Source organism: Rufibacter radiotolerans, from assembly GCF_001078055.1.
Classification (GTDB): domain Bacteria; phylum Bacteroidota; class Bacteroidia; order Cytophagales; family Hymenobacteraceae; genus Nibribacter; species Nibribacter radiotolerans.
Genome location: NZ_CP010777.1, coordinates 3896697 through 3912586 on the forward strand (window position 1 = coordinate 3896697; position 15890 = coordinate 3912586).

General features: G+C 53.3%; 14 protein-coding genes. 3 read left to right on the forward strand and 11 right to left on the reverse strand.

Going from position 1 to position 15890, the window contains the following annotated elements; translation table 11 throughout:
- The first annotated feature begins 18 nt into the window (after positions 1–18).
- Positions 19–402 (forward strand): PH domain-containing protein, encoded by a 384-nt coding sequence (locus TH63_RS15785; RefSeq protein ID WP_076606509.1) that lies wholly within the window; start codon positions 19–21, stop codon positions 400–402.
- 77 nt (positions 403–479) lie between these two features.
- Here the strand turns inward: TH63_RS15785 and TH63_RS20385 are convergent, their stop codons facing one another.
- The 10 genes from TH63_RS20385 to TH63_RS15830 all read right to left on the reverse strand — a co-directional run bounded on the left by TH63_RS20385 (position 480) and on the right by TH63_RS15830 (position 9616).
- Entirely contained in the window at positions 480–842 is a 363-nt protein-coding gene (locus TH63_RS20385) for a hypothetical protein (RefSeq protein WP_156180650.1), read from the reverse strand.
- A 318-nt stretch (positions 843–1160) separates the two neighbouring features.
- Positions 1161–1796, reverse strand: coding sequence for a 5-formyltetrahydrofolate cyclo-ligase (locus TH63_RS15795; RefSeq protein WP_076606510.1), 636 nt, complete (start codon positions 1794–1796; stop codon positions 1161–1163).
- A 2-nt stretch (positions 1797–1798) separates the two neighbouring features.
- Positions 1799–3355: a bacillithiol biosynthesis cysteine-adding enzyme BshC gene (gene bshC / locus TH63_RS15800; protein ID WP_048921794.1), complete on the reverse strand. Its 1557-nt coding sequence runs from the start codon at positions 3353–3355 to the stop codon at positions 1799–1801.
- Positions 3356–4140: 785 nt separating this feature from the next.
- Positions 4141–5454: a 30S ribosomal protein S12 methylthiotransferase RimO gene (rimO, locus tag TH63_RS15805; protein ID WP_048921795.1), complete on the reverse strand. Its 1314-nt coding sequence runs from the start codon at positions 5452–5454 to the stop codon at positions 4141–4143.
- 348 nt (positions 5455–5802) lie between these two features.
- Positions 5803–6762, reverse strand: coding sequence for a signal recognition particle-docking protein FtsY (gene ftsY, locus TH63_RS15810; RefSeq protein ID WP_048921796.1), 960 nt, complete (start codon positions 6760–6762; stop codon positions 5803–5805).
- Between the two features lie 110 nt (positions 6763–6872).
- A complete protein-coding gene (locus tag TH63_RS20025) occupies positions 6873–7025 on the reverse strand; it encodes a DUF4295 domain-containing protein (protein ID WP_071887815.1) in 153 nt (50 codons plus the stop codon).
- A 2-nt stretch (positions 7026–7027) separates the two neighbouring features.
- Positions 7028–7216: a 50S ribosomal protein L33 gene (rpmG, locus tag TH63_RS15815; protein ID WP_048921797.1), complete on the reverse strand. Its 189-nt coding sequence runs from the start codon at positions 7214–7216 to the stop codon at positions 7028–7030.
- Between the two features lie 223 nt (positions 7217–7439).
- Positions 7440–9023, reverse strand: a complete 1584-nt coding sequence (locus TH63_RS15820) for an aminopeptidase P N-terminal domain-containing protein (protein WP_231583489.1) — start codon at positions 9021–9023, stop codon at positions 7440–7442.
- Positions 9024–9068: 45 nt separating this feature from the next.
- Complete coding sequence (gene rpmB, locus TH63_RS15825; protein WP_048921799.1) at positions 9069–9308, reverse strand: 50S ribosomal protein L28; 240 nt, start codon at positions 9306–9308, stop codon at positions 9069–9071.
- 110 nt (positions 9309–9418) lie between these two features.
- On the reverse strand, positions 9419–9616 hold the full coding sequence (locus tag TH63_RS15830) for a DUF5522 domain-containing protein (RefSeq protein ID WP_048921800.1): 198 nt from the start codon (positions 9614–9616) through the stop codon (positions 9419–9421).
- 726 nt (positions 9617–10342) lie between these two features.
- On the opposite strand from TH63_RS15830, the gene rocD reads away from it, so the two are divergent.
- Both rocD and hemB read left to right on the forward strand, forming a co-directional pair.
- Entirely contained in the window at positions 10343–11584 is a 1242-nt protein-coding gene (rocD, locus tag TH63_RS15840; protein WP_048921802.1) for an ornithine--oxo-acid transaminase, read from the forward strand.
- Positions 11585–11857: 273 nt separating this feature from the next.
- Positions 11858–12838 carry a porphobilinogen synthase gene (gene hemB / locus TH63_RS15845; protein WP_048921803.1) on the forward strand — a complete coding sequence of 327 codons (981 nt, stop codon included), beginning with the start codon at positions 11858–11860 and terminating at the stop codon, positions 12836–12838.
- Positions 12839–12974: 136 nt separating this feature from the next.
- Here hemB and TH63_RS15850 read toward each other — a convergent pair whose 3' ends face one another.
- The gene (locus TH63_RS15850; protein WP_048921804.1) at positions 12975–15830 is read right to left on the reverse strand and encodes a FlgD immunoglobulin-like domain containing protein; all 2856 of its coding nucleotides are present in this window, start codon (positions 15828–15830) and stop codon (positions 12975–12977) included.
- Positions 15831–15890: the final 60 nt, after the last annotated feature.

Here is a 15890-nt window from a genome sequence, read left to right on the forward strand (position 1 = left end):
CACCTAAAAAGAAAACACATGGGACTATTTGACGCCCTCATGGGCAATGCTTCAGAAATATCCACCGAAAACGTGGCCAAGGAATTCGCGCCAATCCTTATTGAGGGCGAGCGCATAGAGAAAGCCTTCCGGCTGATACGGGATATGTTTGTGTTCACCAACAAGCGCCTGATCCTGGTAGACAAGCAGGGACTCACCGGCTCCAAGGTAGATTTTATGACCATCCCCTACTCCAGCATCAAGAAGTTCTCAAAGGAGAGTGCCGGCATTCTGGACCTGGACGCCGAGCTCAAGATCTGGCTCACCGGCGATGATGTGCCTATTAAAAAGGAGTTTGGGAAGGGTGACCGGATTAATGAAGTGTACCAGCTACTGAGCACGCATATCCTTAACAAAGGGTAGCACCAGGCGTTGGGTCTGATTTTTAGGCAAAGGATTTTGGCGTGCGCTAAATTCAGGGCCAGATGTATCAAAGGCGCCTAACTTCTGCGCGCCTTTCTTTTGCTAATGGCCTTGTCTACCAGATGTGAGGTGAGCCCTACCATGTTTAACCCAATAAAATTGCGCCAGAAGACCGATGCCCCTGAGGTAGGTTTCACAAAATAATGGTGGGTGGCTAGGGCGTTCAGCATCCCAAAAGAAACCCAGCGCGTTTGGTCATTCTCGGCCCAATTGCCACCATTAAAAGAACCCAATGACATTACATGCTGGCTGGCTGCCGACCAGTAAGCCCCGTTTTTGGCAAACCCAGGCGTGCTTACCAAGGCAAACATAGCTTCCCCTAAGAGAAACCCCACTACTAAAGGCACCCTCTTCTCTTCATAGGTTTGTTCCCACCCCATTTTTCTGTTAACCGCAAGGCTGAACCCTTGCTGGGAAGAAGCAGGTGCCAAGGCATACCCCCCGGCGGGAGCCCTGGCAAGAAGATTTTCTCTTTGGAAAGGAAAGGCAGACCCTAATGAAACGTTATCCATTACCGCACTGGAATCAGGCGGAAAAGAAATGGGTTGCCCATAGCTTTTTAAGGCTATCAGCAACATTAGCAATAACAGAGTAGAGTTGCTTTTGGGCATACAATTAAAGGGAAAAGGAATTACATCATTTACCAATCAACAGCAGGCGCTATTTGCTTTGCTCTGGACCTGAGAGCCGCTTCTCCCTCAGGCCTCCTCTTGGATGTCTTCAGAATCTTGTTCAGAAGAAGGGCCCTTCTTTTCTACGTCAAATGTCCAGACCTTTTCTGGCGTAACAACGGCATCTAACACCAGGTCATTGGCGTGAACGTCATCAATACGATCAATAGGCGGCAAAAAAGAGATTCCTATCTTCTGGCTGTTCTGGGGCAGGAGCGCCAGAAACCGGTCATAGAATCCTTTGCCATAGCCTACCCGGTGGCCTTGCCGGTCAAACGCCAGCAGGGGTACCAGCACGGTGGTTATCTCAGATTCTGGCAGCGGCAAGGCGTTGACCGGCTCCGGAATTCCCAACCGGTTCTCCTGCAGTTCAGTATCTGGCATAAGGAGGAAATGAGACATGGATCCATCTTTCAGGTCTGAAATAGGCACCGACACCTGCACATCTGGGTAACGGTCCCAGATCTCCTGTATAATATACCAGGTATTGATCTCGCGGTGGTGCTGAATAGGCAGAAAGGTGTGAACCGTCTGACCGGCCTTCGGCTGGAAGTGGGTGAAAAACTGGCGTGCGATGTCCTGGCTAAGCGCCTCTGCCTCTTGCTCAGACATGCCGCGCCGCTGGACCAGGTATGCTTTTCTAAGATCAGCCTTGAGCGCCATGCCTAGTCCTCCTGTAAAATGGTGAAGCAATAGGCAAAGGGATTGAACGCCGCCACCAGTTCCTCTACAAACTGGGGGTTGTTGGTCTGGTAGGTGAGCAGATTATCTACCCGCTCCTGCAGCACGCCCCCGGGGAACAACTTTTCCTTTAGGTTGGCCAGTTGGTTGTAAGCGGTGTCATTCTTGCTTTCTACGGCCTTGTTCAGTTTTTTCTCCAGCAGTTGCAGGCTGTTCTGCGCTTTCTGGGCCTCGGCCCCCACGGCTTTCACCAGGGTGGAATCAATGCTTTGCGCCATTTCCTCTACCTGCCTGAAGGCCTCTGCCAGGGCCGTGCGTTGCGCCTCAAGGGTTACCTCTTCCTGGTTCAGGAGTTCCGCCAGCCGCTTTTTCAGTTCTGGCAGTTCCTTAAACAGCTCGGTTACGGTGAGGCCAAGCTTCTCCATGCGCTGGGCATTAGGCTTGGTGATGTACAGCGCTGAGTTGCGGAGCATCACCGCCGGATACGGTACTTTGAACGCCTCAAACATGCCCTTCAACTGGAACCAATAAGCCACTTCGGCCCCGCCGCCAATATAGGCCAGGTTTGGTAGCACCAGTTCCTGGTATAAAGGCCTCAAGACCACATTCGGGCTCATTTTCTCGGGCTGCTCCTGGGCTATTTTCAGGATCTGCTCCTGCGTGAACACCAGGTCTGTGTTGAGCACCTTGTACTGGTCGCCTTCTTTGACAATGCGCTCCCGCAGGTCTTGGTCCAGGTAAAACAAGTTGATCTCCCGCACCATTACCTGGGGCTTGAAGAGCTTTTCAAGTTCGGCATTGGTTTGGGTAACCGCCTTATAACTTACCTGCCCGGTTAACTCTTGCTGCGCTACCGCGCTGAAGGCCTGCTTAAGGGCCGGGTTATCGCCGTCTACGCACACCACGCCGTACTGCCCAAACAAGCCATTCACAATGCGGCGTGTGGCTTCGGCCAGGGTGGTACTGTCGGTGTAGGCTTCCTCAAAAAGCGGGTAATCTTCCGGCATCTCGTCCAGCAATTCATTGAGCCCGTCGGTGGAGAAACGGCCCACGGCCCCTTTGGCGTCAGTCTCCCAGGTATAGGTCTTCCCGAAGAGCGTGAAATGGTTCACCTCAGCGAAGTCATGGTCTTCTGTGGCCATCCAGTACACGGGCACAAACTTCTGCGTCGGGTAAGCTTTCTGCAGATCCTGGGCCGTTTTAATGGCCGTCACAATCTTATAGATAAAGTAAAGCGGACCGGTAAAAAGATTCAATTGGTGCCCGGTAGTAATGGTAAACGTCTGTTCCTGCGCCAGGGCGGCAATGTTCTGCTGCACAGCCTCTGGCATCTCTACGCCCTGGTATTGCCGCTGCAGCTCTTCTACCAGTACCTGCCGTTGCGCCGCCGGGAAGTGGCGTTCCTCCATCAATTCTGAAAAGGAGCCAATTTCCGGAAAACGGGCGTAAAACGGCTTCAGGTTATCGTTTTGGCTTAAATAGGCCAGCACTAAGGAAGAGAAGGCACCGGTGGCGCTATAGTCAATACAGGAAACTTTCATATATGGAGTGCAGGTCACATTAAGCGCACCTACCGCGCAAAGGTAAAATCTATTTTCAGAATTATACCGGTAGTACGTTTCTACGCAACAGGTAGATGGTGTTGTGCAGGAAACTACTCAAGTTTAGAAATGTTTGGTGGTTGTAGGGGTGTGTGAATACGCTGGTGTTTTCGTTTTGAGGCTGTTTTTGGGAAAAACGGGCTGGAAATAGAATCAATCTGCAGGAGTGGGTCATCCCCCTACCCCCTTCAAAGGGGGACGAGGAAGAGGGCAGCCGTTTTAGTTGTTTGACCCTGGGAACACCAACAACGGCGGGCAGTATAGAAGAAGAAGAGTTGCACCAATATGTGTTCTCCTGTGTAAACACCCCCCTTCGCCCCCCTCAAGGGGGGAGTCTGCGTTGAATAAGCGACTTCTCATTTAGAGACTGTTTTTCAGCAAAATGCCCTTAAACGCAAATCTTTAATCAAGCAGTCCCTCGCATTCCCCCGATTCCAGTCTTTACTCCGAGCGCCTCGCTTGTGGCCCTGCAAAATCGGTAGCTAAGAGAGAAATACAAGCTTAGGCCGCAAGGGCAGTGCGAGGGGGAAAGACGGGGCCCCGCGGCCGTGAGCGCTCGGAGGGCGAAGATGAAACTTTACAGCATAAGGACTCAGGCATCAGCGGCTAATCCAAGGCGAAAGCCAATTCTATATCGCAAAAAAGCCTCCGCAAGTAACACTTACGAAGGCTCTCCTATTCATTTCTATTCTAAGCCTGTTTTCCAAAAAACAAGCCCGAAACGGTTATATCACTACTTCCCCGTACAGGTCAAAGTCTGTAGAACCGGTGATTTTCACGTTGGCGAAATCGCCGAGGCGTACATAGGTATTATCTGCCGGCACCAACACTTCATTGTCCACTTCCGGGGAGTCATACTGGGTACGGCCCACGAAGTACCCGCTTTCTTTCCGGTCGAACAGCACTTTGTAGGTGTTGCCTACCTTGGCTTCGTTGAGTTCCATGGAGATGCCTTGCTGCAGTTCCATGATGGCATCGGCGCGCTCTTGCTTCACTTCCTCCGGCACGTTGTCTTCCAAGGTGTGGGCGTGGGTGTTTTCCTCATGCGAGTACGTGAAGATACCCAGGCGGTCAAACCGTGATTCCTCCACCCACTGGTACATCTCCTCAAAGTCCTTCTGCGTCTCACCGGGGTGACCGGCAATCAAAGTGGTTCTTAAAGCGATGTCTGGCACGCGCTGACGGATGGTGTCTACCAGTTCCAGGGTGCGACGCTTCGAGATACCACGACGCATGGTCTTGAGCATGTTGTCTGAGATGTGCTGCAACGGCATGTCCAGGTACTTGCAGATGTTGGAACGCTCGGCCATCACATCCAGGGCATCCATAGGGAACTGTGACGGATAGGCGTACTGCATCCTGATCCACTCTATGCCGTTTACGTCTGAGAGGCGCTGTAAGAGCTCGGCTAGCTTGCGCTCACCGTACTGCTGCAAACCGTAATAGGTAAGGTCCTGGGCTATCAAAATCAGTTCCTTGGTGCCCATGTTGGCCAGGCGAGTTGCTTCGCGCACCAAATCTTCCATGGGACGGTCTACGTGCTTACCGCGCATCAACGGGATGGCGCAGAACGAGCAGGGGCGGTTACAGCCCTCGGCAATCTTGAAGTAGGCGTAATGCTTGGGCGTAGTGATCAGGCGTTCGCCAATAAGCTCATGCTTGTAGTTAGCCTCCAGGGTCTTCAACAGCTGCGGCAATTCCAGGGTCCCGAAGTAGGCATCTACCTGCGGAATCTCGGCCTCCAGGGAGTCTTTGTAGCGCTGCGAGAGGCAGCCCGTCACGTAGAGTTTATCTATGGCGCCCGCCTCTTTGGCATCAGCGTAGCGCAGAATGGTGTCAATGGATTCCTGCTTGGCGTTGTCAATGAAGCCGCAGGTATTCACGATGATGATGTTGGCGTCGTCTTTCTCTGAGTCATGGACTACGTCAAACTCATTGGCCTGCAATTGGCCCATGAGCACCTCAGAGTCTACCAGGTTTTTGGAGCACCCTAGGGTGATCACGTTGTACTTGTCTTGTTTAAGGGATCTTACTTTCACGTGCCTTCTACTTTAGCCTGTTGTCTTTGCTGGAAGGGCAACAACCAAACAGGCTCTTTTGGTTTAGTCTGCGCCCAATTAAATGGGAATGCGTCTTCTTTTATCTACTGAAAGGAGGCTTTCTATCCTACCTTCTCAAGTTTTACTCTGGTTCAAGTTTTCAACTTGGACCTAGGGTAGTGGTAAGTTTTCAACTTACCTGAGGCGCAAGCCTCAAAAAATTAGTTCCTTGGGCCTTCTTACTCCGCAAGTTGAAAACGTGCTTCATGAGTAGCTCCAAGTTAAAACTTGAAGCAGAGGTTACCATTATAGGACCGTTTTCTAGAAAACAGGCTTAAAACAGTTTACTTATTTCTTGGAGAACAGAGAATCCACAAACTCGCGCTTGTCAAAAATCTGCAGGTCCTCTACGCGCTCACCCACGCCAATGTATTTCACCGGAATCTTGAACTCGTCTGAGATGCCAATGATCACGCCGCCTTTGGCAGTACCGTCCAGCTTGGTCACGGCCAGGGCCGTTACTTCGGTGGCTTTGGTGAATTCGCGGGCCTGGATCACGGCGTTCTGGCCAGTGCTGCCGTCTAATACCAACAACACCTCATGCGGTGCGGCGTCAATCACTTTCTGCATCACGCGCTTGATCTTGGTAAGTTCGTTCATGAGGCCCACCTTGGTGTGGAGACGGCCGGCGGTGTCAATGATCACCACATCGGCACCCATCTCCACGCCTTTCTTCACGGCGTCATAGGCCACCGAAGCCGGGTCTGTATTCATGCCGTGATCAATCACGGGAATGCCCACGCGATCGCCCCAAATCTTGAGTTGGTCTACGGCCGCCGCTCTAAACGTATCGCCCGCGCCCAACACTACCTTTTTACCGGCCTTGTGGAACTGCGAGGCCAGCTTGCCAATGGTGGTGGTCTTGCCCACGCCGTTCACCCCCACTACCATGATCACGTAAGGCTGTCCGCCAGTGTCTGGCAGAGTATAGTCAGCTGAGATGCCGCTTTTGTTCTCTTCCATGAGAGCCATGATTTCTTCGCGGAGGATCTTGTCCAGGTCAGAGGTGCCCACGTACTTGTCGCGGGCCACGCGCTTCTCAATGCGGTCAATAATCTTGACGGTGGTCCCAATCCCTACATCGGCGTGCACCAACACGGTCTCCAGCTCATCTAGTACCTCTTCGTCTACGGTAGACTTACCCACCACCGCTTTGCTGAGCTGTTCAAAAAAGCTGGTCTTGGTTTTCTCAAGGCCCTTGTCCAGAGATTCTTTTTTGTCTTTGCTGAAGAAGCCGAAAAGTGCCATGGCGGTTGGTCTGCGGTTTAGGGATAAGGGTGGGTAAAAGGGGGAAATACCAAAAAAGTCCCGCGTATGGAGGGACTTTTACAGGTATATCATGAATGCGATATCAGCAATTATTTTTTCAGGGCGTCCTGAACTTGGTCAATAGGCACCATCTCTTCTCTGAAGGTGTACGCGCCAGTCTTAGGAGACTTAACAGCTTTGATTACCTTCGCCCAGTCTTTACCAGTGGCGGTCTTCAGGGTTGCTACTACTTTCTTAGCCATGGTTATTTAATTTCTTTATGAACGGTAACTTTCTTCATGAAAGGATTGAACTTCTTCATCTCCAAACGCTCAGGAGTGTTCTTTCTGTTTTTGGTAGTGATATACCGAGACATGCCAGGAACATCGGAGTTTTTCTGCTCAGTGCACTCCAAAATCACCTGAACTCTATTGCCTTTAGCTTTCTTTGCCATCGCGAAGTTGATTTTTTATTTAGGACTGCAAATATACAAGACCAGTCCTGTAATTACAAATGGTTTTCAACAATTTTCTATTTGTAGCAAGTTGAGAAACACGCAGTGCGTCTCTGCCACCCCACTCCAAGCAACGGAAACCCAGTTTTGAAGCCGTTTCCCGGAAACCAGGCCCAAAACGCCATTCAGCGCCTTGTTTCTTAAACTATCCTTGCGGCTGCGCTTATTTCAGCTCCGGGAGCTTAAAGTTGTCCAGCGGGCTGGGCTTTGCCATGGTGGCCTCAATCTCCTTGACTGTGCGCGGCGCCCCGGCCGACAGGTTCTCCCAGCCTTTGTCGGTGATCAGGATATCGTCTTCAATCCTTACGCCTATGCCCCACCACTTCTTATCACATGGGCTACCGTCCGGGATGTAGATACCAGGCTCCACGGTTATCACGGAGTTGGCTTTTAAAGGCCCGTAGGTGCCCCGGTCATGCACATCTAACCCCAGGTAATGAGACACGCCGTGCATGGTGTAGCGGCGCGCGTCTTCGGGTTTCTGGATAATGCCCAGTTTCACCAGACCAGCGGCCAGCACGCTTTGGGCGGCCTCATTGGTGGCGTTGAAAGGGTTACCCACTTTACAGGCCTTGAAACCGGCTTCTTGGGCGGCATACACCAGCTCATAGATCTGCTTCTGCTCCGGAGTGAACTTTCCGTTGGCCGGAATGGTGCGGGTCACGTCGGCGGTATAACCGTGGTACTCGGCGCCCAGATCCATCAGAACCAGGTCTTTGCCAAGCCGGGGTTTCTCGTTCTCCACGTAATGCAGGATGCAGCCGTTGTTACCCGCCCCCACAATGGACGGATAACCCTCATATTCGGCGCCGTATTTTTTGTAGACAAACTCATGAATTCCCTGCACCTCAGTCTCAGACATGTTGGGGTGCATGGCTTTCATCACCTCTACCTGACCAATTGCCGACATGGCCACCGCCTTGCGGAGCAGTTTCAGTTCCTTCGGCGTTTTCACTTCCCGCATCTCCGCCAGGATTTCTTCCAGCGCAGACAGGTTTAGTTTCTCTTTGGGCAAGCTGGCAGCCACGGCAGCCCGGGCCGGCGCATCTTTGGCCGTCACATATTGCTTCAGGAATGTATTGCCAGCCAGCGCGGGGTTAGCTGCCATCTGCCGCTGTACTTCCTGCTGTACCTTGTCACCGGCCTGTGCATCATATAGCTTGATGATCTGGTATACCTGCTGGTGGTCAAAGCTTTGGTCTGGCGCCACGCCTACCTTCTGCCGAAACTGCGCTACAAGGTCATACAGATCGGCTTTGTCACGGGGGTCATTCCGGAGGTCATGGGGTAGGTCTAGGAGCAGGATCTGCTCAAAGGCCGCCGTATCCAGCTTAAAGCCGGCAAAGCTGGTGGCCGGCAGTGCGTGGGCAATGCCCAGATGCTGCTTTACCCCTTCCTCGCCCAGGCGCTTGCCTGTCCAGGACTCAGCCTGCGGATTGCGGGGCTGCGCAAACAGCACCTCCTCGGTGGCCACCCCATTGATCATGAGTTGGTCAGAGAAAAGCAGCAGCACGGCATTGGGTTCGCGGTAACCGGTGAGGTAGTAGAAGTCGGGGTCCTGGTGGAAATGGAAATCCACGTCATTGGCCCGATTGCGGAGGGGATTGGAAAACAAAACGGCAACGGAGTGAGCCGGCAGCTGTCGCCGCAGGGCCTCTCTCCGTTGCCGGTGAAATTCTTTATCCAGGAAATCCGCAGGTTTGTCCGGGCCTATAGATTGCGCGGCCACGCCTAGCGGCAGCGACACAAGCAATGTTAAACAGAGGTGTCGCAGAGCCTTCATGGCAGAAACTTAGTAAACGATATAACCGTCTGCTTTTGCTTTCTTCAAAACAGCAGAGATGCCGTTTTTGGTGATGTTACGAAGGGCAGAAGTAGAAACTTTAAGGGTTACCCATGCATCTTCTTCTGGGATGTAAAAGCGTTTCTTCTGCAAGTTAGGGAAGAACTTACGCTTCGTCTTATTGTTGGCGTGCGAAACGCGGTTACCCACCTGCACTCTTTTACCGGTTAAATCACAAACTCGTGCCATTGTATCGTTAGTATCGTTTATTACAAAAGGGATGCAAATATCCGCAAAAAGATGTGGAATGTCAACCCTCGCTCACAACTTTTTTCTTTAATGCGTTCTTAAAAAGCGATTTACCCGTTCTCAGGCCCATTTTTGCTTCCACTCGCGGGAGAAGAAGGGTCTGTTTTACGGAAACCAAAGGGACAATGCTTGCAGCCGCTCTGGCAACAGAAGCCTCTTCTCTGGTGGTACTGCGCCGTGAACACCATCAACCCCTGCTCATTAAAATAGAAGTCTCCGGGCTCCAGGGGCTGCGGTTTCGCTTTCATGGGGCAAAGGTAAGGGGGAATGGCGTAGCAGGAAAGTTTTGTTTCTATTTAGAGCGATGGAAGGAAGAATTTTAGGAATACGAATTTGCTTTCGCCTTGGAAGGGCGGTTTGTCTATGGCTTCATGGGCTTTGTTGTTTCATCTTTCCCCTCCGAGCGCTCACGGCCGCGGGGCCCCGCCTTCCGCCCTCGCGCTGTACCCTCTCGCCTGGCCCTGCAGGGTCAGGCGCACTCGCGGCACCGGGTCGAGTGCCAAGCGCTCAGACGAAAGGCTGGAATTGAGGAATGCGTCAAAGCTGTAATACAGCTTATTAGCGAGGACTCTCCCCTTGAGGGGAGCGCAGAGGGGTGTTTACACCAGCAGATTATTAACTTCCGCGCCATATAATAAAGCCAATGGCACCTTCTTCTTTGTCTTTAAGGTGCGGGTAGAGGATTACAAATCCCCCTTTCGTAACTTCCGGATTGCAAATCCGGAAGAGCGTTCTTTGGTTCTTTCTCCCTAAATGCCAATGCGGCCTGCTGTTGTTAGTGTTACCAGAGGGCAACCACCACTTCTGCCATCCTCTTCCTCGCCCACTCTGCCAACACCAGAAGCACAAACTGCCAGTAGTTTTTCCCTCAAAGAATTTAGTTACTTTTATCTCCGCCAACGGTTCCTGCGTATTAATTCAAATCTGGAAAGAGAGAATTGGTCGCGCTTTCCCTAACCTTAACCCTATTTCCTATGGAAACTTCCACCATCACTTCCAGCCAGGAGGCTATCGCTTTAGAAGACAAGTACGGCGCCCATAATTACCACCCACTGCCTGTGGTGCTGACCCGCGGCGAGGGAGTGTTCCTGTGGGACGTGGAAGGAAAGCAGTACTATGACTTCCTGAGTGCGTACAGTGCCGTGAACCAGGGGCATTGCCACCCGCATATCATCAATGCCCTCACCGAGCAGGCGCAGCAACTCACCCTTACCTCCCGCGCTTTCTATAACGACAAACTCGGTCCTGCCGAAAAATACCTCTGCGAACTGTTTGGCTATGACAAGGCCCTACTTATGAACTCCGGTGCCGAGGCCGTGGAGACTGCTATCAAACTGGCCCGCAAGTGGGGCTATAAAGAAAAACTGATTCCCCCGCACCACGCCGAGATTGTAGTAGTGGAGCATAACTTCCATGGCCGTACCACGGGTATTATCTCCTTTAGCACTGACCCCAGTAGCACCACCGGTTTTGGGCCGTACATGCCGGGCTACAAGGTAATTCCTTATGACAACATTGAGGCGTTGGAGCAGACGCTGCAGGAGAACCTGCACATTTGCGCGTTTCTGGTGGAGCCCATTCAGGGCGAGGCCGGCGTAATGGTGCCCTCAGAAGGCTACCTGGCCAAGGCCAAGGCGCTGTGCACCAAATACAACGTGCTCTTGATTGTAGATGAGATTCAGACCGGTATTGGCCGCACCGGCAAGATGCTGGCCTCTGACTATGACGGCATCAAGCCAGATATTTTGATTCTGGGCAAAGCGCTTTCCGGTGGCGTGCTGCCCGTGTCTGCGGCCCTCGCCGATGACCACATCATGCTCAGCATTCAGCCGGGTGAGCACGGCTCTACTTTTGGCGGGAATCCGTTGGCCTGCGCCGTGGCCGTGGCTGCCCTGGAGGTGATCCAAAAAGAGAAATTAACCGAGAATGCCATGCGCCTGGGCGAAATCTTCAGGGACCGCATGAACCAACTCAAGGCCCGCCACCCCGAACTGGTAAGCCTGGTGCGGGGCCGCGGACTGCTCAACGCCGTGGTCATCCAACCTACTTCAGACGGACGCACCGCCTGGGATGTCTGCGTGAAACTGATGGAGAACGGCCTGCTGGCCAAGCCTACCCACGGCGATATCATCCGGTTCGCGCCGCCGCTGGTAATCACTGAGGAGCAGCTGAATGAATGCTGCGATATTATTGAGAGAACCCTGGAGGAGTTTTAAATTCCTGTCCTAAATCCCATTACCAAGAGCTGCCCTGATTTTAAATTGGGGCAGCTCGTCTGTTTTAGGCCTGTTTTCCCAAAAACGGCCTTAAAACAGACAACGGCCTTTGCATCCATAAAAAGATAGGGCAATTTCACCTATTGCCGTACCTTTGCGCCCGGACCTGGGTAGCGTGGATTTTTACCTTCCCCTACACTTTTTCAGGCTCCTTTTTGTTATACCAGCGGCAAGCGGTCATACATACCCGCTCGCTCACCTAACCTAGCTGCTATGAACCACTTAACCCGTCGGCCCCGCCGCAACCGCAAGTCAGAAGTGATCAGGAACCTGGTACAGGAGAATCACCTGAGCCTGCATGACCTCATCTATCCTATATTTGTTACCGAAGGCCAGAACGTTTCCCAAGCTATTGCCTCTATGCCTGGCATCTCCCGCTTCAGCCTTGACCGGCTGGTGGATGAGGTAGGCCAGTGCGTGGAGCTGGGCATTAAGGCGTTTGCGCCATTCCCCAATATTGCCGAGGAGAAAAAAGACCGCTTCGCGCAGGAAAGCAAAAACCCCGAAGGCCTGTACCTGAAGACCATAGTGGAGCTCAAGCGCCAGTTCCCCGGCATCATGCTCGCCACCGACGTGGCCATGGACCCGTACAGCAGTGACGGCCATGACGGCATTGTAGACAACGGCGAAATTATCAACGACGCCTCCTTAGAGGTGCTGGGCCAGATGGCTTTGGCCCAGGCTCAGGCCGGCGCCGATATTGTGGCCCCTTCAGATATGATGGACGGCCGGGTGGCGCACATCCGTCAGATCCTGGACAAGCACGCCTTCGGGCACGTGGCCATCATGAGCTACACCGCCAAGTATGCCAGCGCATTCTATGGCCCGTTCCGGGATGCCCTGGAGTCCGCCCCTAAACACGGCGATAAGAAAACCTACCAGATGAACCCCGCCAACAGCCGCGAGGCCCTCATTGAGGCCGAGCTGGACACCCTGGAAGGAGCCGATTACCTGATGGTGAAACCGGCGCTTTCTTACCTGGACGTGATCAAACTCCTACGTGACAACTCCAGCCTGCCTATTGCCGCCTACAACGTAAGCGGTGAGTATGCCATGGTGAAGGCTGCCGCCCAGAACGGCTGGCTAGACGGCGAGAAAGTGATGCTGGAAACGCTGCTTAGCATGAAACGCGCCGGCGCCGATATCATCCTTACTTATTTCGCCAAGGAATACGCTCAATACCTGAAGCGGTAAAAAGTGCGTTTCAGGCCTGTTTTCAGCAAAATGGCCGTAAAACGCAAAGGCTTACCAAAGGTATTGGATCACTTATAAAAGAAAGGGGCTGGAAAGAATTCTCTCCAGCCCCTTTCTTTTATAAGAAGCCTTAGGGTTACCTGATAAAGGCCATCCGTTTGGTGTAGCGCTTGCCGTCCAGGGTCAGTTGGTAGAGGTAGGTGCCTGAAGGCATGGTTTGCCCGCCGGCTCCGCGCCCGCTCCAGGTAACCTGGTGCTGCCCGGCCGGTTTTTTGCCGCTTACCAGCGTGGTCACCAGTTTACCGCTCAGGTCATACACCACCAACTTCACGTCAGTGGCTTTTTCAAGGGTAAACGGAATAATGGTAGAACCTCCTTGCCGGAACGGGTTAGGGTAGTTCTGCTGCAAGCCCAGTTGCGCCACTTTCTCAATCTCGTCTTTGGTGGCCAGCGGGCCCGAGTAGCGACGGCTGAACACGCCATTGCCGTGGGTTCCTACCAAAACCAGGTTATCGGTGGTACGGCTGATGACCATGTCAATAGGCACCTGGCCAATACTGCTGCCCCCCTCCTGAAGCCAGTTGGTGGAAGAGCCGTCCAAAGAACCCGTGGAGTACAGGCCGGTGCTGGTGCCCACGAAGAACTTGGTACCGCCGCCTTCCTCGGGCAAGATAGACACCCAGCGGGTGGAAGGACCGTTCCCGATCGTGGCCGATTTGCCGGCTTCTTCCAGGTTACCGGAAACGGCGGTCCAGGAAGCGCCGCCGTTGGTGGTGTAGAAAAGGCTTTCCACGCGGTAGTTGGTAAAGGCCACTACGGCTTTGTTGGCATCACGGGGGTCTACGGCAATACAACCCACGTTGGCGCCGACCGGGAAGTTAGTTCCTGACACATCTACGTACCCCGGGGAGGCCTCCTGCAGTCTGTACACTTTCCCGTTGCGCGTGCCAAAGTACACCACGTCGGCCGGGGTCTTGCTCACCGACACCGCTGAAATAGTCTCTGCATCATTGATATCAGCGACTACTTCCCAGCCCAAGGATGAATGGGTAGTTCCCGTGGGCAGCAGGGCCACGTTTCGGTTCCGCCAGAGAGAATCGCCGGCCGGAATGTAGACCGTGTACTCATTGTTAGGGTCAATGGAATAAGGGTTAATGAAGAGATATCCTTTGCCGGTAGGCGGATCAATACGGGAATAGCCTTTGTAGGTGCCGGCATCATCAAAGATATAGCGGTACACGGTTCCGTTCTGCACAGACACGTAAAGGGAGTGCTTGGTCACGGCTGTAAAGGAGCCGTCGCCGCCCAGTTCTTCTTCCCACAGAGTTGTAGCGTCTATGTCACTCACAGACCAGGTTCCGTTGTCCTGCATGCCGCCCACCACAAAATCATCCTGGGTGTTCAGGTCCATGGCCACGCTGTAGAACTGGGTGGTCTGGTAGCCGCGGTTCAGAGATTCCCAGGCCACGGAAGAGGCCAGCACGTTACTGGTTCGGCTAATGCCGCCGTCATGGCTGGAAAGGGTCTTGGCCGGATTTGACGGGTAGAAGATGAACTCATGCTGGTCTGGGTGATGGTTGGGGTACAGCGCGTAGTTGGTGTTGGAAGGATTATACCCCCCAATCTTGCGCGTGGTGGCCGTAGAGGCAAACCCATCAATAGAGACATACAGATTAGTGCCGCCCAGCACCACCACATCTGAGTTGTCTGGCTTCACTTTCACCACCATGTTGTAACCGCCCTGCAGGTCTAAGTTACCCGAAGAACCGCCCAACATAGGCAGGTTAGCCGAAAGGTCCGTCCATTCGCCGCCAGAACCGCTCCCGTCGCCGGAAAGGTACTGGTACTTCCAGAGGTTAGCCTTGGCCGCCGCGTTGTTTTCTGTGTAAAGGAAAAAGTACACGGTGTTCTCATCAGACTTAGACACGTCCATGACAATGCGCCGGTACGTGGCAGGCCAATTGGCAGGCGTGATATTGGTCCAGTTTACCCCATCCAATGACCGGAACGCCCCTTTCACGGTAGAAGCACCTCCATTGGCGAACTGGCTCATGCCCGCGTACTTCACCCCGGCGGGGCTAACGGTAATATCTGTAAAATAGGAACTGGAGGAATAGGCCGCGGCTCCGCCGCCCAAAACAATACCCCAACTGGTACCACCGTCTACAGACCTCCAGATAGCAGAAGGCGTAGCAGCATATACCTCATCCTGGGTAGGGCTAGGCGCCGTGGCTACCCGGTACATGTATTGGAACACGTTATTGAACGTGGTAGGATTAATCGATTGTGTGGCAGGCAGCGGGTTCCAGGTGACGCCGTTGTCAATTGACTTAAAGACGCCATTGCCCAGGTAGGAGGCGCCGGTTTTCCCGGCCGAGTTGCCCAGGATCTCCCCGGTACCATAGTACCAGATATTGGTTTTGCCGGGGCGTTTGTCTTGCGTGATGGTGGTGACACTGTGCAACTGGTCTGGCCCGGTAACTTTCACCCAGGAGTTGCCGCCATTGGTGCTGCGCCACATTCCGCCAGACACGCCACCGGCCAGAATGTGGTCCTCATTGGTCACGTCAAGGGCCATGGCGCGGGTACGGCCACCCACGTTAAAGGGCCCGCGGCTGTTCCAGGCGGTGCTGGCAAACAACCCGTAGGGGTTCTTCATGCGCTCTACCTGCTCCACGGTGGGAATAGTGGCGGCCACGGCCAGTTCCAGTTCCCGTATGCCTTTGGGGATTACCCCGGTGGCCGGGTCTTTCAACCGGTCAAACTCATAGTCGGCGCGGGCTTCTGGTTTGTCTTTGGTGCCAATGGCGCCTTTCTTGTGCAGCCGCTCTGCCCGTGACAGTTTACCGGCGGCAGATAAGCCCTCTAACGAAAAATGGGAATCCTGCTTTTTTAAACCCGGAATAAAAGAAGCGAAGGACAATAAGGCCCCAAAAACCAGGAGCAAAAGGCCAGAAAGAACAAATTGGCGCTGCGGAGCAGTACGGTTCATGCACTAAAAGTAAAAGTGTCTACTATGGTTGGATACTAAAATTTGAATGTATGCTTTGAT